The organism is Zobellia sp. OII3 (genome assembly GCF_002211465.1).
GTDB classification, from domain to species: Bacteria; Bacteroidota; Bacteroidia; order Flavobacteriales; family Flavobacteriaceae; genus Zobellia; species Zobellia galactanivorans.
Window position 1 is genome coordinate 1,098,198 of record NZ_MWRZ01000001.1, and the last position, 22,018, is coordinate 1,120,215.

The window sequence follows — 22,018 nt, forward strand, 5'->3', positions numbered from 1 at the left end:
ACTAATTAAAAGGATTACAAAATGCCAAAAAAAATCAGACTTGGAATTTTAGGAGGAGGAGGAGACTCTCTAATAGGTGTACTACATCGTGTAGCATCGCATATTAATGACAACTATCAAATAGTAGGAGCGGTATTCAACCCTGATTTTGAGCAAAATATGGCTTTTGCCAAGGAGATTGACGTGCCTACCGATCGTATCTATAAAGATTTTGATACGATGATCGAAGAAGAAATGAAGCTTCCTGAAGACGAGCGTATTCAGGTTTGTTCGGTGTTGACGCCGAACTTTCTTCATTTTCCTATGGCATTGAAACTGTTGGAAAACGGTTTTCACGTGATTTGCGAAAAACCTATGACCACCTCATTGGAGGAAGCTAAAAAACTACAGGCCGCCCATGAAAAGGCGGGTACCGTTTTTGCATTGACCCACACCTATACCGGTTACCCAATGGTACGCCAAATGCGTGAAATGATCAAGAATGGGGAGTTGGGAAGGATCCACAAAGTAGACGCTGTGTATTATCAAGGATGGATCAATGAGATAATCCACGATCAAGAGAAGCGTTCTTCTGTTTGGCGTCTAGACCCCAAAAAGGCAGGAATCAGTTCTTGTATAGGAGATATCGGGGTGCATGCCTTTAATATGGTAGAATACACCACAGGTTTAAAAATCAAGTCTATTTTGAGCGACTTCAATTATTTGTACGAAGACAACCAGATGGATGTTGATGGAACTGTTCTTATTAGAATGAGTGACCATGTTAAAGGGGTTATTCGAAGTAGTCAAGTAGCCACGGGTGAGGAAAATGGCCTAGGAATCGCTATATATGGGGAAAAAGGAGCTTTCAGATGGGAGCAAGAGAATCCTAATTACCTGTATGTCCTGAGCGATACCAAACCTACGCAGGTGTATAAACCAGGTCATGCCTATAACAGCGAGCTTTCTTTAGGTGGCACAAAACTTCCTCCAGGACACCCTGAAGGTATTTTTGATTCTATGGCGAATATCTACCTTGGTGTAGCCAAAGCGATAAGAGGTGAGCAGTATGATAGCGGTGAGTATCCGACCATGACCGATGGTGTTCGTGGTATGAATTTTATTGAAGCTACCGTAGAGTCTAATAAAAACGGAAATACTTGGGTGGAATTGGAAGACTAAATAGTCTAAAGAAAATCCGCAATAAATAAGAACCCCCGAAAGCATTTGACTTTCGGGGGTTTTTGTTTTAAACTTGTTCAATCGATGAAAAACTCCTATTTCACCGGCTGTATCATAAAACTAAAAGATAAATTATCTGGTTTAATTTGATATTCTTCGTGTGGTAATAGTCCCCAGCTGTTATCGCCTCCAACACCCATTTGGCTATAATCTATATTGATGTTGATAAGGTCTCTTTGAGGAATGTCATAGGTGTGGCGTTGCTGCTTTTGCATACCTTCATCAAAGTCGGAATTATATTGATTGTGGGCACTGAACCCGAACAGTCTTGGTGAGGAAATTTCGATTCCTTTTCCGTTCCTGTTTAAAAAGGATACCGTACGGATATCCGTTCTGTTCCCGTTCTCTTGTGGACGTATGTACTCAAAATATAAGTCCTTTACTTTTGCATTATATGAACCTACCAATGCCGAAGTGTTCCGGTCTTGGTAATTTTCATGTGGACCTCTACCGTACCAGCTCACATTATCGTATGCCGAGTCTATGATAAAGTTATTTCCAAAACGGGGCACGATGGGCAGGCTATCCTTAATGTTGGAAAGGTCCGTACTCACTAGAATTTCTCCCTTGTTGTTGATTGCATAGGTCACCGTGGCTTCACCTTGTACGGAAGGCAGGCTGTAAGTGGCCGTAAGCTGTAAATCGTTTTTGATTTTAAACGGATTCTTACTAAGTTTTACAGCGTCAATGACCTTTTTGCCGTCATTGGAGTTCAGTTGAAAACTCGTCAGGTTTTGAGTTTCGGTAGCCTCTTTCCAGACCTTTAGACGTTTAGGCATATTGTAGCCATAATCATTGTCGGTCGGCGCACGCCAGAAGTTTACGCTCGGTCCGTTTTTGATCAAATTGCCTTGGCCGTAATCTAGTGTGGTCAAGCTACCATCGCTACTACTAAAACCGACTTCAAATCCTTCTCCTTTAATTTTTACGGTGCCATCTACATTCGTAACTGAAAGTCCACTGGTTTCCATTTCAAAAACACTGGGGGTGTAATCGGTCAATTGGAATTGCTCATAAGCAAGGGTAAAACCTTGCGGAACAAGTGGCGAGGCATTTTTGGTGGATGCGTAAACATTCAAGAAGTATTCAGATTTTTCGTCGGTCAATTCCGGTAGGGCAATCTGAAACTCTTTAGACTCATACGGAGCTACTGCTACATTGGTAATATTACCAGCCTTCACCTCAATGCCGTCTTTGAACAATTTCCATGTGAAATTATATTCTGAAAGATTGGTGAAATCATATTTGTTGGTAATCGTGATTTTACCTGATTTAGGATTGTTCGATTTAAACTTTACATATTGGTATACCTTTTTTACCTCGTACAAAGCAGGATGTGCCGAACGGTCAGGATTCACCAATCCGTTTAGGCAAAAATTATTGTCATGCTGAAGGTGTGAGGCGCCGAAATCGCCTCCAAAGGCATAGAATTCGACCCCATTTTCATTTTTGGTCTTTAGGCCTTGATCGACCCAATCCCAAATAAAGCCACCTTGCAACACGTCGTATTTTTCAATAACATCCCAGTAATCCTGAAGGTTGCCAACGCTATTCCCCATGGCATGGGCGTACTCACATTGAATAAGAGGTCTTTTAGGGTTGTTTTCTGCATATTCAATAGTCTGTTCTATAGTTGCGTACATTGGCGCTTGAATGTCCGTATTCGCATATTGGGTGGCTCCTTCATATTGAACGGGGCGCGTATCGTCTTGTTTTTTGAGCCATTCGTAAGTAGCGAAGAAATTTTCGCCGTTACCTGCCTCATTTCCTAAAGACCAAGTAACGATAGAAGTGAAATTTTTATCGCGTTCGTACATGCGCATCGTACGGTCTAAATGCATGGCTTTCCATTCAGGCCTATAGGCAGGGTGTATTGTTTTGGCCTCTTCATCGTTGTCAAGACCTTGGTTGGTGGTGCCCATGCCATGGGTTTCAATATTGACTTCATCGACGATGTAAAAACCATATTGGTCCGCCATGCGATAGAAAAACTCGTTTTTGGGGTAGTGGCTGCAGCGTATGGCATTTAAGTTGTTGCGTTTCATTACCTCCATGTCTTTTAATGTGGCTTCCCTGCTGATAACATGGCCCGTAGTTTCATCGTGGTCATGTAGGTTGGCCCCTTTAATGAGAACGGCCTGGCCATTGACCAAGAATTGATTGTTCTTGATTTCAATTTTTCTGAAACCTATTTTAGAGCTTATGGCTTCGGTCACCTTTCCTTTCCTGTCTTTAAGGGTAAAGAGTAGGGTGTAAAGATTAGGTTTTTCGGCGTTCCAGCTTTTGATGTTTTTTAAGGATTTATCAAATTCGACTACGGCCGAATTTTGGTTGAAGACCACTTCTTTTTCCTCTGAGTAAAGTACTTTGCCATCATCTAAAAGTTGTACGCCTACTTTGTATCCTTTTGCCTTTTTTCCGGTGTTTTCTAGTTTCAGGTTAAGCTTCAGTAATCCATCTTTATAGTCGTTTTCCAGGTCGGCTATGGCCCGATAGTCTTTAATGGTGGTGGTTTCGGTAGCGTACAGATAGACGTTGCGGTCAATGCCGCTCAGTCTCCAGAAATCTTGGTCTTCCATATAGCTGGCATCGGACCATCGAAGTACTTGTACGGCCAAGGTATTTTTGCCTGCTTTAAGGTACTTTGTGATGTTGAATTCCGCCGGGGTCTTGCTGCCCTCGCTGTAACCTACTTTTTGTCCGTTGACCCAAACATACATAGCGCCGCTGACCCCACCGAAATGCAGGTAAATGTTCTTGCCGTTCCAATCTTCTGAAATTTCAAAATCACGTTTGTAGCTTCCTACGGGGTTTTTGTCGTGGGGAATAAAAGGAGGGTTCTTTGGAAAAGGGTAGACGATGTTCGTGTAAATGGGAATGCCGTGGCCTTGAAGTTCCCAATTGGAAGGCACTGGAATCGTGCTCCAAGTGGAAGTGTCAAAATCGGCCGTTTGAAAATCAAGGGGCCGGGCCATAACATTGTCGGCATACTTAAAGCGCCAATCGCCGTTTAATGAGCGGTAAAAGGGAGAATTTTCCCAACTATCGTTCTGTAGTGCATTCTCGGGCGTTTTGTATCGATAGAACGAAGCCGTTGGGGTTTCACGGTTGATTTGAAATATTTCGGGATTTTCCCATTCTGGATTTTCCCATTTAGGCGCCTGGGCCTGTAAAGAAATGGATAGGAATAAACCAAGAAACGGAAGAAATAGGCCGAATGAGGGCTTATAGGGAGTTGAGTTCATGCTAGAGTTTGTTTACGTTGATACTGTACAAGGTAAAAAAACTTTACAATAAACTAGGCTTCTGTGGTATCACAAAATAGCACAGTCCCTCAATCCCTATAAAAACCGTTTAACGGTCGAATATTTTTTCGAACTCTTGACAGACAATGATCATGCTCTCGTTGGGCTTGCGGTTGAAAGCGGCCAGTTCTTTGGTAAAGTAGTCCCAATGCACCTTTTTCCAATAGGCCAAGCTTTTGTCGCCCTCACCTTCGAGCTGGGCATAGGCCTCGTCTATACTGAAATAGGGCCTTAACTTTACTGCGGTAGTTCTAACGATGCACTGTGCCTCGCCTTCCCAATTGGTTACGATCATAAAATCGCCAATCTTGGGCAATGGCTGTTTGCGGTACTGCAGACCCAACAACGAGTGGGAGGTGGCACGTTTAATGCCTTTTTTGACCAATGCCGCGCATTCGTTGGCATCCTGTTCGTTGTTGCAGAAATGTACGACTTGTGGGGCATCGACAAAAGCATGTTCTAAATGTTTGTCAAGGTAATCTCCCCACAAATTTCGGGCTGAAGCGTTTTCCATATAGTTATTGCGGTTAGCTAGTTTTTCACGGTATTAGCGAAAAATTTAGGTTAACAATATACAAACGAACGAACAATTTTAGGTGATATTTTAGAATATCAGATTGATTTATCGGTCGTTATACATAATCATGAAAGTTTTCCGGACTTTAATTGTTCGGCGGCGTGGTTGGCGGCCCTTGCCGTAAACGCCATATAGGTCAACGAAGGGTTGACACAACTTGACGATGACATGAAAGCTCCGTCGGTTACATATACATTGGGAACGGTATGTAATTGGTTGTGTTTGTTCACTATTGACGTTTTGGGGCTATGTCCCATACGTGCACCTCCCATTTCATGAATGCCCAGGCCGGGACCGGTTACTTCATCATAAGGCTGTACATCTTTGAAGCCCGCCGCTTTGAACATGGCAACGATTTCCTTTTTAATGTCCTCGCGCATATTGTATTCGTTTTCCTTGAACTCAACGTCAAAATCCAGTTGGGGTAGTCCCCATTTGTCTTTTTTGCTTCGGCTAAGGGTTACGCGATTATCGTCATAGGGTAAAAACTCGCCGAAACCCGTAACGCCAATTTGCCAATGACCAGGTTTTAGAATGGATTCTTTAAGGTCTTTTCCGTATCCCATTTCTCCGATTGAAGCCGACCAGTCTTGCCTGCTGGCACTTCCTTGGTAACCAAAGCCGCGCAGGTAGCCTTCGCGCTTGGTTTCGTCGTTCAAATTGACGAATCTGGGAATGTAGAATCCGTTGGGTCTTCGTCCCTTGTAGTACTTATCTAAATAACCGTCTACTTTTGCCGAGGCGCCCAATTTGTAGTGATGGTCCATAATGCCACGGCCAAGTGCGTCGGAGTCGTTGCCCAAGCCATTGGGGAAACGCTCGCTCTTTGATTGTAAAAGAATCCCGACCGATGCCATTGATGAGGCACATAGAAAAATCACTTTCGCCTTAAATTCAATCTTCTCGTTGGTTTCGGCATCGATGATCTTAACGCCAGTAGCCTTTTTGGTAGTGTCGTCATATACCACTTCGTATACGATGGAATTGGGCCGTAGTGTCATATTTCCGGTACGTTCCGCAGCGGGCAAGGTAGAGGAATTGCTGCTAAAGTAGCCCCCGAATGGGCAGCCTCTCCAGCATCTATTTCGATTTTGGCATGTTCCCCTGCCTTCAAAATCGGCATCGGGGTCGGTGATATGTGCCGCGCGACCGATGGTAATTAAACGTCCGTCGTCAAATTTTTCGGCCACTGAGGCCTTAAATTCCTCTTCAACACAGTTGAGGTCCATTTTAGGTTGAAAGATACCATCGGGCAAGTGGGGTAGGCCCAGGTTTTCACCACTAACCCCAATATATGCTTCCACCTTATCGTACCAAGGTGAAATATCTTTATAGCGTACGGGCCAGTCTACGCCTATACCTTCTTTTTTATTGGCTTCAAAATCAAGGTCGCTCCATCGGTAGCTCTGTTTGCCCCAAGTCAAGGATCGTCCGCCGACTTGATAGCCTCGTATCCAGTCAAAACGCTTGGTTTCTACGTAGGGATGGTCAAGATCGTTCACAAAAAAGTGCTTTACATCTTCCTTTGGGGCCCAGCCTACTCGTGATTGGATGTGGTATTTTTCTTTATCGGCCTTGGAAAGCTCCCCTTTTAGGGGATAGTCCCAAGGGTCATCGTTCATAGTGGGATAATCTTCGATATGCCGCACCATAGGTCCTCGTTCAAGTACTAAAGTTTTTAACCCGTTCTCACATAATTCTTTAGCGGCCCAACCACCGCTAATTCCTGTTCCGACAACAATGGCATCGAATATTTCTTCTTTATTCACAATAGTATTTCTTGTTTTAAACCTGATGTAATGCCTATATTTATAACTTTCCTACGGGAAGTCGGCTTTGACTATTTACGAGAATTAAATATAGGGTTTTTCTTTATAAGGACATACAAAAGGAAGAAACCTGTTACTAAATACAAACAAATAGAAGTATGAAAACAATTAAAGGACCCGGCGTATTTTTAGCGCAATTTGTAGACAGTAAAGCACCGTTCAATACCTTGGACGGCATGTGTAAATGGGCTGCGGATTTAGGGTACAAGGGTATTCAGATACCTACATGGGAGAGTTTTTTAATAGACTTGGACAAGGCTGCCGAAAGCCAGGATTATTGTGACGAGCTTAAGGGAAAAGTAAATTCATACGGCCTTGAGATCACTGAGCTTTCTACGCATCTTCAAGGGCAATTGGTCGCGGTTCATCCGGCTTATGACCTTATGTTCGACAGTTTTGCTCCCGATGCCGTAAAGAACAACCCGAAAGCCCGTACCGAATGGGCGGTAGACGTTGTTAAAAAAGCAGCTACGGCCAGTAGAAGGTTAGGTCTTAATGCCCATGCTACTTTTTCAGGGGCGCTACTTTGGCATACATGGCACCCATGGCCACAACGACCAGCAGGCCTGGTTGAAATGGGTTTTGAGGAATTGGCCAAAAGATGGATGCCCATCTTGAACCATTTTGACGAACAAGGTGTTGATGTATGTTACGAAATACATCCGGGAGAAGACTTGCACGATGGGGATACCTTTGAGCGTTTTCTCGCCGCTACAGGAAACCATAAGCGTGTAAACATCCTTTACGACCCAAGTCACTTTGTATTGCAACAATTGGATTATATTGAATATATAGACCACTACCATGAGTTCATCAAATCGTTTCACGTGAAGGATTCCGAGTTCAACCCAACAGGTAAAAAAGGGGCCTTTGGTGGTTATAATGATTGGGGTGATCGTGCCGGTAGATACCGTTCTTTGGGCGATGGTCAAATCGATTTTAAAACTATTTTCTCCAAGCTTACCCAATACGGTTGCGATGTTTGGGCCGTGATGGAATGGGAATGCTGTATTAAGAGCCCTGAACAAGGGGCCCGTGAAGGAGCGGTCTTTATTCAAGACCATATTATCGAAGCTACGGAAAAGACCTTTGACGATTTTGCCGGTGCAGCTATAGATAAGGAAATGCTCAAGAAGATTTTGGGTCTTTAGTCCAAAACAGACTTGCGGACATCTATTTTTTAAAATAATGAAGAATGCTTTCTCTTGTCTTTTGGCAAGAGAAACATTTTTCTCTCTTGGAAAAACTAATACATAAATTATCAAGACCTATGAAGAATCTATTACTTATCCTTTTTATGGCGGTAGTCGCTTTTGGATGCAAAGAAAAGACCGAAAAAAAACAGGGGGAAATGGAAGCTGCTCCCATAGCCGAGACCGAAGTGGAGGAGCCAGTTCAAGAGTGGACGGTTCTTTTTGATGGTTCTTCGTTTGAGGGTTGGAAGGAATACAATAAAGAAGGAGTTTCCGAGAATTGGAAATTAGAAGATGGGGCCATGGTTTTCTATCCTCCAAAGGACAGAAAAAAGGGGGAAGCTTTTAATTTGGTCACCGAAAAGGAATACACCGATTTTGTGTTGTCTTTGGAATGGAAAATTTCCGAGGGGGGTAACAGCGGGGTCTTTTGGGGCGTAAGTGAAAACCCTGAACTTTCGGAAGCATATCAGACCGGTCCTGAAGTACAGGTCTTGGATAACGAGAAACATCCCGATGCCAAAAACGGTACTACCCACCAAGCGGGATCCCTATACGATATGGTGGCACCTTCGGAAGATGTGACCAATGCCGTAGGGGAATGGAACACGATGGTCATTACCATAAACCATAAAGAGGAAAAAGGAAGCATTGCCATGAACGGAAAGCCTATTGTCGAGTTTCCTGTTGGAAATGAAATGTGGAAGGAAATGGTGTCAAAATCGAAATTTGCCGACTGGGAGCATTTCGGAAAATTCACTACTGGAAAGATCGGTTTGCAAGACCATGGTGACCAAGTGGCTTTCAGGAATATTAAAATCAAGGAACTATAGTAGCAGCTCTAGGTTAGATATCACATGCCTTGCTTTTTGGGGAAGGATTCGCTGTTTTTTAACTTGTAGTGCGAATCAATTCGAACCAATAGGGCCATTTTTCGAAATCACTCCATGTTTCTTAGACGGGATGTTAGTGGATTAAGGTGGTCAGTAATGGAGGGTAGGGGCTTCTACTTTCTGTAATTACGTTATATTTGCCAAAATTCGCAGCAATTTATGATTCAGTCCATGACCGGTTTCGGTAAGCATGTTATACAGCTTCCGACAAAAAAAATTACCGTAGAGCTCAAATCCCTAAACAGTAAAAGTCTTGATTTAAATGCGCGTATGCCTTCCGCATATCGTGAAAAAGAGCTAGAGCTACGCAAGACTATTGCAAGTTCGTTGATGCGCGGTAAAGTCGATTTCGGACTATATATTGAACTTACCAGCGGTGAGACTTCGGCCGAGGTGAACGAGGCTGCCGTAAAAAACTACATGAAACAACTAAAGGCCATCGCCGACGGCGACGACCTAAAGTTGCTTGACATGGCGCTTAGAATGCCCGATGCCCTAAAGACGGAACGTGAAGATATCGATGAAAACGAATATGAATCGATAAAGCTTGCGGTTCAAGAGGCCCTAAAAGAGATAAATAAATTTCGCTCTGAAGAGGGAGAGGTACTCGAGAAAGATTTTCTTCAACGAATTGAGAATTTGCAGCAGCTATTGGAGCAGGTCGTGGTTATGGATCCCGATCGTCAGACCGATGTTCGTGAACGATTGAACAAGGCCGTTAGCGACCTCCAGGCCGACCTAGACGCGAACCGTTTTGAACAAGAACTCATCTACTACTTGGAAAAATACGATATCACGGAAGAGAAAGTACGTCTGGCCAATCATCTTGATTATTTTACGAGTACCTTGAAATCTGATGATTCCAACGGTAAAAAACTCGGTTTTATAGCACAAGAGATCGGGCGTGAAATCAATACCATAGGTTCGAAGGCCAATTATGCGCCCATGCAGCAATTGGTGGTGCAGATGAAAGATGAACTCGAAAAAATAAAGGAGCAGATGCTTAACGTGCTCTAGGCAAGGCAATTCAAAATCAGTCAATTCATGAAAGGCGGTAAATTAATTATATTCTCGGCACCTTCGGGAAGCGGTAAAACAACCATTGTTAGACATTTGTTAGAGCAGCCCGAGCTCAACCTTGCATTTTCGGTTTCGGCCACCTCACGGCCGCGTAGGGCCAAGGAAAAGCAAGGGGAGCATTATTATTTTATGTCGATTTCGGAGTTTAAAAACCATATTAAGAACGATGATTTTCTCGAATGGGAAGAGGTGTACCGCGATAATTTTTACGGTACCTTAAAATCTGAGATCGAGCGACTCTGGGCCGAAGGCAAAAATGTCATTTTTGACATAGATGTTGCGGGAGGACTACGTATCAAACGAAAGTTTCCGGAAGAGACCCTAGCCGTTTTTGTAAAGCCGCCGAGCGTAGATGAACTTAAGATCCGACTTAAAAAACGCAGTACCGAAAGCGAGGATAAAATCAATATGCGAATAGCGAAGGCATCCGTAGAGTTGGCTACCGCTCCGCAATTCGATAAAATTATCAAGAATTACGACCTTGATACGGCCTTAAAGGAAGCGCACGAGTTGGTGGCTGATTTTGTAGGGGCGAAAATTGAGAAGTAAGCTTAAAGAAACAAAGTCACCGGTTCTTGAATATGAAAAAAATAGGTCTCTATTTCGGCACCTTCAACCCCATACACATAGGGCATATGGTCATTGCCAATCATATGGTGGAATTTTCAGACCTTGATGAGGTTTGGTTCGTGGTTACGCCACAGAGTCCTTTTAAGACCAAAAAGACCTTGCTCGCCGACAATCACCGCTACCAGATGGTGTACGAGGCTACAAAAGACTACCCGAAGTTGAAACCGAGTAACATAGAATTCGGCTTGCCGCAGCCGAACTATACCATCCATACCTTGGTTCATCTGAACGAGAAATACGGTTCAGACCATGCATTTTGCCTGATTATGGGGGAGGATAACCTCAAGGGCTTCCATAAATGGAAAAACTATGAAGTTATTTTGAGCGATTACGATGTATATGTGTACCCTAGAATATCGGAAGGGGAAATTGAGCATCGCTTTAAAGGGCATCCCAAGATTCACAAGGTAGACGCTCCTATCATGGAAATCTCTTCGACCTTTATTCGCAAAAGCCATAAGGAGGGTAAGAATATCCGTCCCTTGCTTACCGATTCGGTATGGAAGTATATGGATGAAATGAATTTTTATCGTTAGCCTATCGTTTTATGAGCTTACGGCCGTTTTCATGATAGATTTTTTTGAGGGTTTCGTCGTTGAGGTCTAGTCCGTTCAGAGGCCAATGGTACGAAAAGTAATCCCAGGCATAAAAATGTTCATCGGCACTTTCCAGAATTTTAAAGGTAGTACGGTACATGGTATCGTCCATCCCCATATCCGTTCCATATACCAATCGGTCTTTATATTTCTCGAAAAAGCGTTTCGTGCGTCTGGGTACCGGTGCTACTTCGGCATATCGTGCTGAGATATCTGCGTATAAATTGGGGTGTTCGTCCAATAGCTTGCCCAAAATGTCAAGGTCGTGGCTGCAATTGGCCAAGTGGCATGCGATAAAGGTAGTGCCTCGGTTATTTTTAACGGCATTCGATAAAGAAGTCAGTAGTTCTTGATGGGAGAGAAGCCCTTCTTTCGACCGGTCTATTTTCCAGGTGTAGGCGTTCATTAGGCCATCGTTCTTTTGGTCCATGGGCAAGTACATCCAATAAGGGTCGGCAACATGTATGCTTATGGGCATACCCAATTCGCCGCACCGTTTTAAGAGGGGCTGTAGGCGCGGGTCGTCTATATGCAGCCCAGGAGCCTCGGAGGGTTTTGAGTAGAAAAGTCCTAGTCCCTTGTCACCCAATTCGCCCACACCTCTTGCGCCCTTGGCAAAGCATCTTTCAAGCTCTTTAATGGCTTTTTTCGTCCATCCGGGTTCATTGTACCCTGTGTAGTCAAAACCACACCAGAGCTCGAACTGATCACCGTATTGGGCATACATATCATAGATGCTATCGAAGCGTTGTCCTGTGGAGTAGGTGAGAATGATCGATTTTTCAATATTGTGTCCTTTCATGGTAGATACCCATTCTTCCAATTCCTTTTTCGTGGCGGCATTGGGGTGTGCATGAAAATCGATGACAGGGTATTTGGCCCGTTCGATTACGGTATTGGAGGTATTGTAAATGCTTTCGGGCCTAAAATCTTTTAGCAATAGATCATCTTGTGCGGATATGGAATGTAGCACGGATAGAAGAAGGAGAAGTAAGGACAGGTTTTTCATGAGAGCGGGTTTAGGTGAAACAATTGGGTGCGACTCGACTTTGGCGAACGGCATTATGGCCCCTTTTCGCACATAAGAACGGGATATCGATAAGGTTCAAGTCAAGCTTGACATCTCTGAAGTAGGAAGGCTGATGCTAGTTTTGGGACCGAATCAGTAGGCGTTATTAAAACTAGGGACGAGAAGAGTGCTTTTGGTGTTTGTCTAGTTCTTCCTCGGCCCAGGCATAGGCTTCGTCTAGCTGAAGAAATACACCGATCGGTCTTTTAATGAACATTTTCTCTAGGTGGGCGATCATTCGTCGGTACTTATTTTTTGAAACTATGGCAAAGCCTATAAAATTGGGGAACATGTCTACAACTTCCTTGTAACCTATAGTATCCATGGAATACGAGTTTCGTCTGTGCGAAATATAGATTATGGGGGTGTCTCCATAGAACTGTTTGGCGAAACGAATGGGTTGAAGGGCATTCTCTTTAGTTACATGCATGCCTTCTGCAAATTCTCCCACTAAATAATTAGGGTAAAACCAAAACTTGGCAATGCCAAAATCACGTTGCGCCAGTAGCTTGGTTTCGGCAGGAACAATTGTTTCCATAAAGTGTCTCTTTAAACAAGATACGATTTAAAGGTTCAAAATCGATTTCGAAGTTATAAATAAAACAAAAGTATGGGTTTTTTTACTTTTTTTCGGACTAGTTGTCCGGGTCGAACAAGGTTACCTCATATTCGTAGTCTTGAGGGGTGTCGTCTATTAGTACGCTTTCTATAATGACCTTGTAAGTGACGTCTTCCACAGTATCGTAAACGTTTATATCAGGCCTCCAGACAATAGTTCTATCACCATAGGCGTCGTCGAGTTCCTCGATTTCTAAAGAAACATTTGTGCCACTAAGGGTTTTCATTTTGATACTGGTTTGCGTGAAATCGGCTTTGGGTATTGAGAATGACCAACGTTGGTAGGCCAAGTTTTTAGGTAAATAGCCTTTTGGTGGCCAAGCCACGAATTCGGGGGCGTCTTCAGGGGTAGTCCCGGGATTGCCAAGAACCCATAGCGCATTATACTGACTGGTATTTCCTATTCCGATTTCTTGGAGCCTTGGCCATAGCAACCAACGTCTATGTCCTACCGGATAGTTATCCGATCCTTGGTCACGCATGTATGAATCAATGGCCACAGAATTTTTTGTAGAGGTCAGCAATGAATTTCCTGCCCCTTCCTTTCCTTCGGCAGTAAAACATTTCCAGCTTTCTGGGGGAGAGTGGTCCAAAGTGCCGTTCGCGTGCATCATTAATGCGGCCTGTTGTGATTTTTCACTTTTGCTAGGGTTTTCGGTAATGGTATTGTTGAGTCCCACAGCCTTTCTGAAATAATGGATCCGCATAATCAATTTGGTTCTAATATTTTCGGGAACGCTGCCGGCGTTGCAACTTGGTTCATCGCCTGACCAAGCTACATCGGAAGCCTCGTTTTTTGAGGCTACGTAATAATCTTCGTAAAGTTTTTTGGCGGCCGCTCTTTCGGTTGGGTCAAGTTGTGACGTTAGGGTTTCGTCTTCTATGGTGTCCGAATCTTTACTACATGAGAAAAATAGGGTCATACAGCAAACAGCAGGTAGGATTTGTCGTAGTAAGTGCATTAGATAAGATTTAGTATTCTTATGTGCTAACGCCTAAATCAGGGGAAAGGTATATTTTTTTCGATGAAGTGAACGCGTCTTTAAAAAAATTACCGTTCGTCGATTTTTTGACTAAATTTTAGTGTTGGCATGTTGATCATAGGTCTCCAACAAGTTCATGGTGGCCACCAATAAATCTTTGGTCTCTAAGAGCAGGCTGAAATAAAGGGCCGTGTTTTTAGGGCTTGATTCGTCGGTACGGGTGCGCTCCACTTGTTTGTGGATTTTCATGTCTACCTTCTTGAAGAGTTCTTGTTTGCCGATGATAAGTTCGGTAAGCTTTAAGAAATCCTTGGTCTCGAAAATCGTTTGTATATCGGTAAATAGCTGGTCTAGGTAGCCATCGGTTTCCTTAAGGTCCTTAATTTGGTTGAACCTTAATTTTTTATGGTTGTTATGTACGTGCTTATATCCTGCTTTGGCAATATATTCCAAAGACTGGGTCATGTCTTGTAGGTAGCTTAGTATGGCGATATAGAAGTTACTGGTGCTAACACTGGATTCGTCTAGGTTTTTGATAAAGTAAAAAATATTGTCGCGAAGATCTTCTACCTCTTTATCGAATTTAGAGATTCCCTTCTTGCTTTTTCTCAAGGTCTCTATATCGTGTTTGGCCAGGCCATCGATACTTTGGGTATATATTTTATTGGCTCTTTTTATGGCCAATGAAATGTTGGCCGCACTTTCCTCTATTACGCCGATGATGGAATTGCTTTCAGCTCTTTCCAGCTTTTCTTCCAATTTGGTCTCCTTCATCTTCTTGGTGTGGGTCAGGTAGTTTTTTCCGATTAGGAAAAATGCAATGATCAATAGTACGCCAATGGCCCATATTCCCCCTAAATGAATGATGTAGGCTATAAGTGCGGCGGCGGTAAAGGCGCTAATGGCCGTAAAGAACCATCCGCCTATTACATTTAACACCCCTGCGACACGATATACGGCACTTTCAGCACCCCAGGCCCTATCGGCCAAGGAACTACCCATGGCGACCATAAAGGTTACATATGTAGTGGAAAGTGGCAGTTTCATTGAGGTGGCCAGCGAAATAAGTACACTCGCTACCATTAAGTTGACGGAAGCCCGTACCAAATCGAAGGCAGGAAGGTCTTGAACCCTGCTTTTGGGAACGTATACGTAGGGCTTCTCAAATCGGGTGTCCATCTTTCTCACGATGATATCGGGAATAAGGGCCGCAATATTTTCTGAGGCCTTTATAGAAAACCTAACAATTTGACGCGAGAGGAAATTCGGTTGAAAACGCTCGTCACCTTCATCTTGTCTTGATAGGTCTACACTCGTTTTGACTACGTTTTTGGCCTTTGATGAAAACCAGAGGGTCACCACCATGATCATACCGGACAAAAGCAATAGGTATTGGGGAGTTTTGACGGCAGTAGCCAATCCTTCCATGGTATATACATTGGCATCTATTCCGGAAGTGCTCCATGAAGTATACGATTCCATGGCGGCCAAGGGTACCCCTATAAAGTTCACCAAGTCGTTACCGGCAAATGCCATGGCCAAAGCAAAGGTTCCCATGACAATGACGATGGTATATATGTTGATACGCGTTAAGGTGGTAATCATCCATGAGAGTAAAGTCCATACCACAAAGTTGCTTAGAATGAACAGAAACTGTTTGTTGGCTATGGTCTCAAGAATTTCAGGGCTTAAAATTGAAGCACTCTTCAATCCCTTTACAAGAATAAAGTAGATAATCGAGGTCAGGGCAAAACCACCGAATATGGCACCTACCCAGCTTGGTTTGTTCTCAAATTTGAACGAAATCAGCAGGCGTGATATGAACTGTACCAAGGCCCCTACGGTAAAGGCTATGACCACCGAAAGCAAAATGCCCAGAATAATCTCTGTGGCCTTATCGGTGTTGATGTACATCCAAAGGCTTGAAGCGCCTTCGCCGTCTCCCATAATTTTCACCAAAGATACGGCTACCGCTGCCCCTAAAAGCTCAAAAACGATCGATACCGTGGTAGAGGTGGGCATGCCCAAAGTGTTGAAAAAATCTAAAAGGAGAATATCGGTAATCATGACCGCCATAAAAATGATCATGATTTCGGCAAACACGAAATGCTCAGGGTTGAAAATTCCTTTACGGGCTACCTCCATCATTCCGCTTGATGAAATGGCACCAAAGGCTATACCTATGCTGGCCACAATCATGACCATTCTAAAAGAAATGGCTTTTGACCCGATTGCCGAGTTCAAAAAATTCACGGCATCGTTACTTACCCCGACTACCAAATCGGTGATGGCTAGTACGGCCAATGCTATAATCATGAAAAGGTAAAGATTCTCGCCCATCGTTATTTAAATGTGCACAAAATTGGTATTATAATTTATTAATCACGTTAAAATAAGGTTATGAAGTGATCTTATCGGTTGTTTATGGCATTGAAATTGTCCCATGAAAACGGTGAAAATCGGTATGTTTTGCCAACCTCTTTAAAACTATTGATTTTTAAAGGCCTAAGCGATGGTAAATTAAGGTTTTTGTTACGATTTAGAGAGAAGAAGGCCAGTATATTTATATGAAGTTATCCTTCGTAAACAATATTTTGGTGCGTAAATCGTTTTCAATGTAAATTTAATGTTAAGTAATCGTGTATTTAATGTAAATTTTACCTATATTTGAATCAGCAATTCAGCACAAAACCTCTTAAAAAACAAATAACATGAAAAATATAATCATACTTTTAGCACTTGCTTTATCGGTTACTGCGGGCTATGCCCAAAAGGAGAAGGAAGTAAAACTTAATAAAGAGACAAACCTTGTAGAGGCAACCTATTTTCACGATAATGGGGAAGTAAGTCAAAAAGGAACCTTTGACCTTGCAGGAAAGTTGCACGGTCAGTGGGTAAGTTTTGATGAAGCAGGGCAAAAGATATCAAAAGGCACTTACGATAAGGGCGTTAGAACCGGTAAATGGTATTTTTATGCAGATGGTACCGTTAAGGAAGTTGAGTTCGATAACAATGTAATAGCTAACGTTATCAGCAAGGAGAAAAAATCTGGCGTCGTTTCAAAAGACTGATATACTATTTTATAAGGAAAAGGGGGATTCACATGGTGAGTCCCCCTTTTTTTATTTATTACAAATATTGCCCGTTTATTTCTCTATACCCAAGGCTAAGGTGCTTGTATTTGGCAAGGTGTTTTCTTCTGCCATAACCACATCGGACAAGCTTATGGATTCGGCCTGTAGTCCCTCTGAAATATATGCGGTATGCGAAGCGGAGACTTCAACCGGAATTTCCCGTGTTTCATAGCCTAGGAAACTCACCTTCAAAATATAGCTTCCTGGTTCAAGTCCGTTAATTTCGAAATTTCCCCTAAAATTGGTCTGGGTCTTTACTTGCGAACCTTTGACCTTGACATCGGCGAACAACAAAGGTTCATTGTTCATTTCGGTGTCAAATATGTTGCCTTTAATTATCCCTTCTTCTTGTGCGGAAAGATTAAACGTGCAGAATAGGATAAAGCAAAAAGCGGCTATTTTCATGGGTTCTTATTTTCTTTGCAAAGAAAACCACAGTGTGTTAAGATAGGGTTATCTAAAGTTTAATAGTTGATTCCCTTAAGGTTAAATAATGGGGGCTTCTTTTAGCCCCTGAAGCGTTTTGATCTTGAAAAAATGTAACTTGCGGGACTTAAAAACATACAATGAACTGGGAAAATTTACTCTCTCTAAAACGGCAAGGCGACACGCATAAAAGACTTAGAAAGGAACAAGACGAAACCCGGCTGGGTTTTGAGGTAGATTATGACCGAATTATATTTTCAAGTGCTTTTAGGAGCTTGCAAGATAAGACACAGGTAATCCCGCTGTCGAAGACCGATTTTGTACATACCCGATTGACACATAGTTTGGAAGTTTCCGTAGTGGGAAGGAGCCTGGGGCGTATTGCGGGAAAAAAGATTCTTGAAAAGCATCCGTTTTTAAGCGAGATCCATGGCTATAGGTTTAATGACTTTGGGGCTATCGTAGCGGCAGCGGCCTTGGCCCACGATATTGGTAATCCGCCTTTCGGGCACAGTGGCGAGAAAGCTATCGGAGAGTATTTCATTACGGGCAACGGACAAAAATACCAATCGGTTCTTTCTGATAAGGAGTTTCGTGATATAGTAGATTTTGAGGGAAATGCCAACGGATTTCGATTGTTGACCCAGTCGAGGGAAGGGGTTGCCGGGGGGCTTCGGCTAAGTTATGCCACGTTAGGGGCCTTTATGAAATACCCGAAAGAATCGCTTCCCAAGAAACCGACCAAGCATATTGCCGATAAGAAGTTTGGCTTCTTTCAAACCGAAAAGACGGCCTTTCAGGAAATTGCGGCAGACTTGGGTCTGATTCAGACGCGAAATGGAGAAGATATATCGTTCTCACGTCATCCATTGACGTTTTTGGTGGAAGCAGCAGATGATATCTGTTATACGATCATCGACTTCGAAGATGGTATTAATCTCGGACTTATTTCCGAAGATTTCGCTTTGGAATACCTTATCAAATTGGTCAAGGATAGTATCAATACCAAAAAATATAACTCCTTAAAATATAAGGAAGACCGGCTTAGTTATTTAAGGGCACTGGCTATCAATACCCTGATTCGGGATGCCATCTCCGTTTTTATTGCGCACGAAGCTGAAATACTGAACGGTACATTTGATACCAGTCTTTTAGATCGGAGTGTGTTCAAGGCGCAGATAGAGGACATTATTGCCTTGAGTGTCAATAAGATATATAGGTCTCAAGAGGTTGTCGAGAAAGAAATAGCGGGTTATAAGATCATTTCCGATATACTTGATGTTTACATAAACGCATTAATACGTAAAAAAGAAAACCGGGCATCGAATTACGACGCGCTAATGCTTAAGACATTGCCTGAATTCTATAGGGATACCGATGATTCGGTGTATCATATACTGTTGAATACTTGTTGTTATGTAGCTAGCCTTTCCGATAGTGCGGCGGTTCACATACATAACAAAATTATGGGCAAGCAACTTTAGAAGGCATAGGAAACACCCACGCCGAGCAGCTGTTTAAACTGCAATCTTGGGACTCCCGAATCGGTTATTTTGCCATCGGCATCCTTTTTTTCGTCAAAAAGAATGTCGTCATCATAAATAATATGGGTGCCGATTGAGGTAACTACGTATTTGTTGACCTTTAGGTCGAAGTTTAGCTCCCAGTCCACATCAATATTCCCGAATTTCTGCAGGTAGTCGGTGTAGAGGCTGAGGCGGTGTTTTAAGTTCATGTTCTTATATACTTCCGTCTCGTATTGATTGGTTACTAAAAAGCCGAATTCCAAAAACACTTTTTCTCCTTCTTCAATAACGTTTCCGTCGGCATCGAGAACCGCTTTTTTAACCCCAAAGGCACCCTTGTTCGCCAATTCTTTGTCTAGAACAAATGTGGCCTTTTGTGTAATAGGGGAGATGTATAGGTTGAACTTTTGATCTTTTGTAATGTATGATGTTCCTGCACCCAAGAAGGAATAACCTGGTGCCATAAAGCGCGATATGGGCGTGCTTCTATCGGGATATTTGTAACCGTTGGAAAATTGGGTATTGAAGTTCGCTTTAGCCGAGTAGTACCAGTTGCTAATGGTATCGCGCTGAAAGCCGAAAGTAGAGCTAAATCGCAAGGCGTCGTCGGTTTTTCTTAGTTTCTGTTCGTCTTGAACGTTCAGGCCATAGCGCATTTCCATATAGTTGTCCCACTGTATGTATCGAAATTTGTAATTACGCTCGAACCGGGCGTTTCCCAAGGCCGCAATGGAGTTGTTACCCCCTGCGTTCCAGTTTACAAAGGCAACTTCGTTGAAATTCGCCCCTAGTTTGTTAATGTTCGTCCAAAAAGAAGGAACCCTAAATCGGTTCGGTTTCTTGTTTAGCGCTTTGGTGCGTTTGAACGAAATCACCGGGTTCATCAAATTAACGCCACGGGGCACGAATTTGATTCGCTTTTGTGTCTTTCTGATAACGACCGTATCTACGACCGTCGTGTCAATAATCATGGAGTCGAGGTCAATTTCCCGCTCACTTGGGATGGAATCTTGTACCTGGCCGAAAAGTGAACAGGTGAAGAGGCTAAAGAAAAGAACAAAGGAACATAAAAAGGTAAGGCGCTTATTCATTTAATAACATTTTTAAGTGTTTCTCGATACTTAGTGTGTCTATTTTTGCTTGCTGGTGTAGTTGTTCGACCGTACCATGTTCAATAAAGACATCGTCAAGGCCTAGAATGCTGATCTTTTGGGTGTGGCCCAACTCGTTGGCCCATTCAAGAACGGCGGAGCCAAAGCCCCCCATTTTACTTCCATCTTCAATGGTAACTATAGTTTGGTACTGTTTGAATATTTTGGCAAGCATTTTTTTATCCAAAGGCTTTACAAATCGCATATCGTAATGGCCTATTTTTTCACGTTCGGCCATTCTATCTACGAGTTCTGTTACGGTATTTCCTATGTGTCCTAGGGTCAGCACCGCAATTGTGGAACCTTTCTTTAGTTGGCGGGCCGTGCCTAGTTCGATGGTTTCAAAAGGCGTTTGCCAGTTTTCTTGTACACCTTGGCCCCTAGGATATCTTATGGCAATTGGCTGCGATGGTCCCATTTGCGCGGTATACATGATATTGCGCAGTTCGGTTTCGTTCATCGGGGCAAAAATACACAGGTTGGGGATACACCTTAAATAGGCAATATCGTACACTCCGTGATGGGTTGCTCCGTCTTGGCCGACAAGTCCCGCTCGGTCCAAACAAAAGATTACCGGCAGGTTTTGAAGGGCCACATCGTGTATGACCTGGTCGTAGGCCCTTTGTAGGAAAGTAGAATAGATAGTGCAAAAGGGGATAAGACCTTCGGCGGCCATACCCGCAGCCAAGGTGACCGCATGTTGCTCGGCAATACCTACATCAAAGGCCCTATGCGGCATTTTTTGCATCATGTACTTCAAGGAGCTTCCAGTGGGCATAGCCGGTGTGATTCCAACTATGGCCTCATTTTTATCGGCAAGCTCTACGAGGGTGTGGCCGAAGACATCTTGATATTTTTGGGGCTCATTGACCGCTGGACTCTTCTTTAAGAGTTCACCTGTGCGTTTGTCGAACTTACCAGGCGCATGGTAGGTAACCTGGTTTTCCTCGGCCTTTTTGAGACCTTTTCCCTTGGTGGTAATGACATGTAATAATTTTGGCCCTGCTACCAATTTTAAATGCTTTAATTCGCTGATCAACGCTTCAAGGTCGTGCCCATCTATTGGACCGGTATAATGAAAATTTAAGCACTCAAAGATATTCTCGTCCTTGGCCGTGCCCTTTTTTACATTGGTCAGATATTTTTTTAATGCTCCTACACTGGGGTCGATTCCGATGGCATTGTCATTTAAGATGACCAATACGTTTGAATTTGTAGAACCCAGATGGTTTAGGGCCTCAAAAGCCATGCCACTTGCGATGGAGGCATCGCCGATTACCGCAATGTGCTGGATGTGATCGTTCTTTTTGAGCTGAGAGGCCATGGCCATGCCTAAAATAGCCGATATGGAAGTAGAGCTATGTCCTGTGCCAAAGGCATCATATTCACTTTCGGAACGTTTGGGAAATCCACTAATTCCACCCAATTGGCGATTGGTCTCAAAGATTTCTTTTCTTCCTGTGAGTATCTTATGGCCATAGGCTTGATGGCCCACATCCCATATAAGCTTGTCATGGGGGGTGTTGAATACATAGTGCAGGGCGATAGTAAGTTCTACGACCCCAAGGCTGGCGCCTAGGTGGCCTTCTTTGGTGGCAACGATATCGATTATAAATTCCCTCAGTTCCTTGGCAAGCTGTGGTAATTTCTCCAGGGCAAGCTGGCGTAAATCATCGGGATAAGTAATATGGTCTAAAAGTGATTTCAAGATAGTGGCTTAAAATGCAAAAATAGGTGATTGAGTGAGCTAGGCCAATTCTTTTTGATCATGTATTGCACTGAAATAA

At 43.2% G+C, this 22,018-nt stretch carries 18 protein-coding genes; 8 read left to right on the plus strand and 10 right to left on the minus strand.

The features are described from left to right. Positions 1-21 precede the first annotated feature (21 nt). Positions 22-1,161, plus strand: coding sequence for a Gfo/Idh/MocA family protein (locus B4Q04_RS04620; protein WP_013993280.1), 1,140 nt, complete (start codon positions 22-24; stop codon positions 1,159-1,161). Between the two features lie 95 nt (positions 1,162-1,256). Here B4Q04_RS04620 and B4Q04_RS04625 read toward each other — a convergent pair whose 3' ends face one another. From B4Q04_RS04625 to B4Q04_RS04635, 3 genes are all read right to left on the minus strand, one after another. Beyond that, positions 1,257-4,466 carry a glycoside hydrolase family 2 TIM barrel-domain containing protein gene (locus B4Q04_RS04625; RefSeq protein ID WP_088696109.1) on the minus strand — a complete coding sequence of 1,070 codons (3,210 nt, stop codon included), beginning with the start codon at positions 4,464-4,466 and terminating at the stop codon, positions 1,257-1,259. A gap of 109 nt (positions 4,467-4,575) precedes the next feature. Then, positions 4,576-5,040 (minus strand): ASCH domain-containing protein, encoded by a 465-nt coding sequence (locus B4Q04_RS04630; RefSeq protein WP_013993282.1) that lies wholly within the window; start codon positions 5,038-5,040, stop codon positions 4,576-4,578. 128 nt (positions 5,041-5,168) lie between these two features. Beyond that, positions 5,169-6,872 carry a GMC oxidoreductase gene (locus tag B4Q04_RS04635; RefSeq protein WP_013993283.1) on the minus strand — a complete coding sequence of 568 codons (1,704 nt, stop codon included), beginning with the start codon at positions 6,870-6,872 and terminating at the stop codon, positions 5,169-5,171. Between the two features lie 158 nt (positions 6,873-7,030). Here B4Q04_RS04635 and B4Q04_RS04640 point away from each other — a divergent pair, with 158 nt between their 5' ends. From B4Q04_RS04640 to nadD, 5 genes are all read left to right on the plus strand, one after another. Then, a complete protein-coding gene (locus B4Q04_RS04640; RefSeq protein WP_013993284.1) occupies positions 7,031-8,083 on the plus strand; it encodes a sugar phosphate isomerase/epimerase family protein in 1,053 nt (350 codons plus the stop codon). A 119-nt stretch (positions 8,084-8,202) separates the two neighbouring features. Next, positions 8,203-8,958, plus strand: coding sequence for a DUF1080 domain-containing protein (locus tag B4Q04_RS04645; RefSeq protein WP_013993285.1), 756 nt, complete (start codon positions 8,203-8,205; stop codon positions 8,956-8,958). Positions 8,959-9,177: 219 nt separating this feature from the next. After that, entirely contained in the window at positions 9,178-10,035 is an 858-nt protein-coding gene (locus tag B4Q04_RS04650) for a YicC/YloC family endoribonuclease (RefSeq protein WP_088696110.1), read from the plus strand. 27 nt (positions 10,036-10,062) lie between these two features. Further along, positions 10,063-10,647, plus strand: a complete 585-nt coding sequence (gene gmk / locus B4Q04_RS04655; protein ID WP_013993287.1) for a guanylate kinase — start codon at positions 10,063-10,065, stop codon at positions 10,645-10,647. A gap of 32 nt (positions 10,648-10,679) precedes the next feature. Then, the gene (nadD, locus tag B4Q04_RS04660; RefSeq protein WP_013993288.1) at positions 10,680-11,264 is read left to right on the plus strand and encodes a nicotinate (nicotinamide) nucleotide adenylyltransferase; all 585 of its coding nucleotides are present in this window, start codon (positions 10,680-10,682) and stop codon (positions 11,262-11,264) included. Between the two features lies 1 nt (position 11,265). Here the strand turns inward: nadD and B4Q04_RS04665 are convergent, their stop codons facing one another. The 4 genes from B4Q04_RS04665 to B4Q04_RS04680 form a co-directional block, all read right to left on the minus strand. After that, positions 11,266-12,333 carry an amidohydrolase family protein gene (locus B4Q04_RS04665; RefSeq protein ID WP_088696111.1) on the minus strand — a complete coding sequence of 356 codons (1,068 nt, stop codon included), beginning with the start codon at positions 12,331-12,333 and terminating at the stop codon, positions 11,266-11,268. A gap of 172 nt (positions 12,334-12,505) precedes the next feature. Continuing rightward, entirely contained in the window at positions 12,506-12,931 is a 426-nt protein-coding gene (locus B4Q04_RS04670) for a hypothetical protein (RefSeq protein WP_013993290.1), read from the minus strand. A gap of 97 nt (positions 12,932-13,028) precedes the next feature. Then, positions 13,029-13,973 (minus strand): CAP domain-containing protein, encoded by a 945-nt coding sequence (locus tag B4Q04_RS04675; protein WP_088696112.1) that lies wholly within the window; start codon positions 13,971-13,973, stop codon positions 13,029-13,031. 111 nt (positions 13,974-14,084) lie between these two features. Next, positions 14,085-16,334 carry an inorganic phosphate transporter gene (locus B4Q04_RS04680; protein ID WP_088696113.1) on the minus strand — a complete coding sequence of 750 codons (2,250 nt, stop codon included), beginning with the start codon at positions 16,332-16,334 and terminating at the stop codon, positions 14,085-14,087. A 371-nt stretch (positions 16,335-16,705) separates the two neighbouring features. Here B4Q04_RS04680 and B4Q04_RS04685 point away from each other — a divergent pair, with 371 nt between their 5' ends. Further along, positions 16,706-17,065, plus strand: coding sequence for a toxin-antitoxin system YwqK family antitoxin (locus B4Q04_RS04685; protein WP_013993293.1), 360 nt, complete (start codon positions 16,706-16,708; stop codon positions 17,063-17,065). Between the two features lie 75 nt (positions 17,066-17,140). Here the strand turns inward: B4Q04_RS04685 and B4Q04_RS04690 are convergent, their stop codons facing one another. Next, a complete protein-coding gene (locus B4Q04_RS04690; protein ID WP_088696114.1) occupies positions 17,141-17,533 on the minus strand; it encodes a carboxypeptidase-like regulatory domain-containing protein in 393 nt (130 codons plus the stop codon). A gap of 161 nt (positions 17,534-17,694) precedes the next feature. Here B4Q04_RS04690 and dgt point away from each other — a divergent pair, with 161 nt between their 5' ends. Beyond that, positions 17,695-19,038 (plus strand): dGTP triphosphohydrolase, encoded by a 1,344-nt coding sequence (gene dgt, locus B4Q04_RS04695; RefSeq protein ID WP_013993295.1) that lies wholly within the window; start codon positions 17,695-17,697, stop codon positions 19,036-19,038. Here the strand turns inward: dgt and B4Q04_RS04700 are convergent. Then, entirely contained in the window at positions 19,035-20,171 is a 1,137-nt protein-coding gene (locus B4Q04_RS04700) for a DUF3078 domain-containing protein (RefSeq protein WP_013993296.1), read from the minus strand. The two genes, dgt and B4Q04_RS04700, sit on opposite strands and share 4 nt — an antisense overlap. Beyond that, positions 20,164-21,939: a 1-deoxy-D-xylulose-5-phosphate synthase gene (locus tag B4Q04_RS04705; protein WP_088696115.1), complete on the minus strand. Its 1,776-nt coding sequence runs from the start codon at positions 21,937-21,939 to the stop codon at positions 20,164-20,166. The genes B4Q04_RS04700 and B4Q04_RS04705 overlap by 8 nt, the downstream gene beginning before the upstream one ends. Positions 21,940-22,018 lie beyond the last annotated feature (79 nt).

Bases quoted from the DNA above. Each gene is read 5' to 3' on its own strand.
- B4Q04_RS04620 (WP_013993280.1), top strand. From the start codon at position 22: ATGCCAAAAAAAATCAGACTTGGAATTTTAGGAGGAGGAGGAGACTCT.
- B4Q04_RS04625 (WP_088696109.1), bottom strand. From the start codon at position 4,466: ATGAACTCAACTCCCTATAAGCCCTCATTCGGCCTATTTCTTCCGTTT.
- B4Q04_RS04630 (WP_013993282.1), bottom strand. From the start codon at position 5,040: ATGGAAAACGCTTCAGCCCGAAATTTGTGGGGAGATTACCTTGACAAA.
- B4Q04_RS04640 (WP_013993284.1), top strand. From the start codon at position 7,031: ATGAAAACAATTAAAGGACCCGGCGTATTTTTAGCGCAATTTGTAGAC.
- B4Q04_RS04645 (WP_013993285.1), top strand. From the start codon at position 8,203: ATGAAGAATCTATTACTTATCCTTTTTATGGCGGTAGTCGCTTTTGGA.
- B4Q04_RS04650 (WP_088696110.1), top strand. From the start codon at position 9,178: ATGATTCAGTCCATGACCGGTTTCGGTAAGCATGTTATACAGCTTCCG.
- gmk (WP_013993287.1), top strand. From the start codon at position 10,063: ATGAAAGGCGGTAAATTAATTATATTCTCGGCACCTTCGGGAAGCGGT.
- nadD (WP_013993288.1), top strand. From the start codon at position 10,680: ATGAAAAAAATAGGTCTCTATTTCGGCACCTTCAACCCCATACACATA.
- B4Q04_RS04665 (WP_088696111.1), bottom strand. From the start codon at position 12,333: ATGAAAAACCTGTCCTTACTTCTCCTTCTTCTATCCGTGCTACATTCC.
- B4Q04_RS04670 (WP_013993290.1), bottom strand. From the start codon at position 12,931: ATGGAAACAATTGTTCCTGCCGAAACCAAGCTACTGGCGCAACGTGAT.
- B4Q04_RS04675 (WP_088696112.1), bottom strand. From the start codon at position 13,973: ATGCACTTACTACGACAAATCCTACCTGCTGTTTGCTGTATGACCCTA.
- B4Q04_RS04680 (WP_088696113.1), bottom strand. From the start codon at position 16,334: ATGGGCGAGAATCTTTACCTTTTCATGATTATAGCATTGGCCGTACTA.
- B4Q04_RS04685 (WP_013993293.1), top strand. From the start codon at position 16,706: ATGAAAAATATAATCATACTTTTAGCACTTGCTTTATCGGTTACTGCG.
- B4Q04_RS04690 (WP_088696114.1), bottom strand. From the start codon at position 17,533: ATGAAAATAGCCGCTTTTTGCTTTATCCTATTCTGCACGTTTAATCTT.
- dgt (WP_013993295.1), top strand. From the start codon at position 17,695: ATGAACTGGGAAAATTTACTCTCTCTAAAACGGCAAGGCGACACGCAT.
- B4Q04_RS04700 (WP_013993296.1), bottom strand. From the start codon at position 20,171: ATGAATAAGCGCCTTACCTTTTTATGTTCCTTTGTTCTTTTCTTTAGC.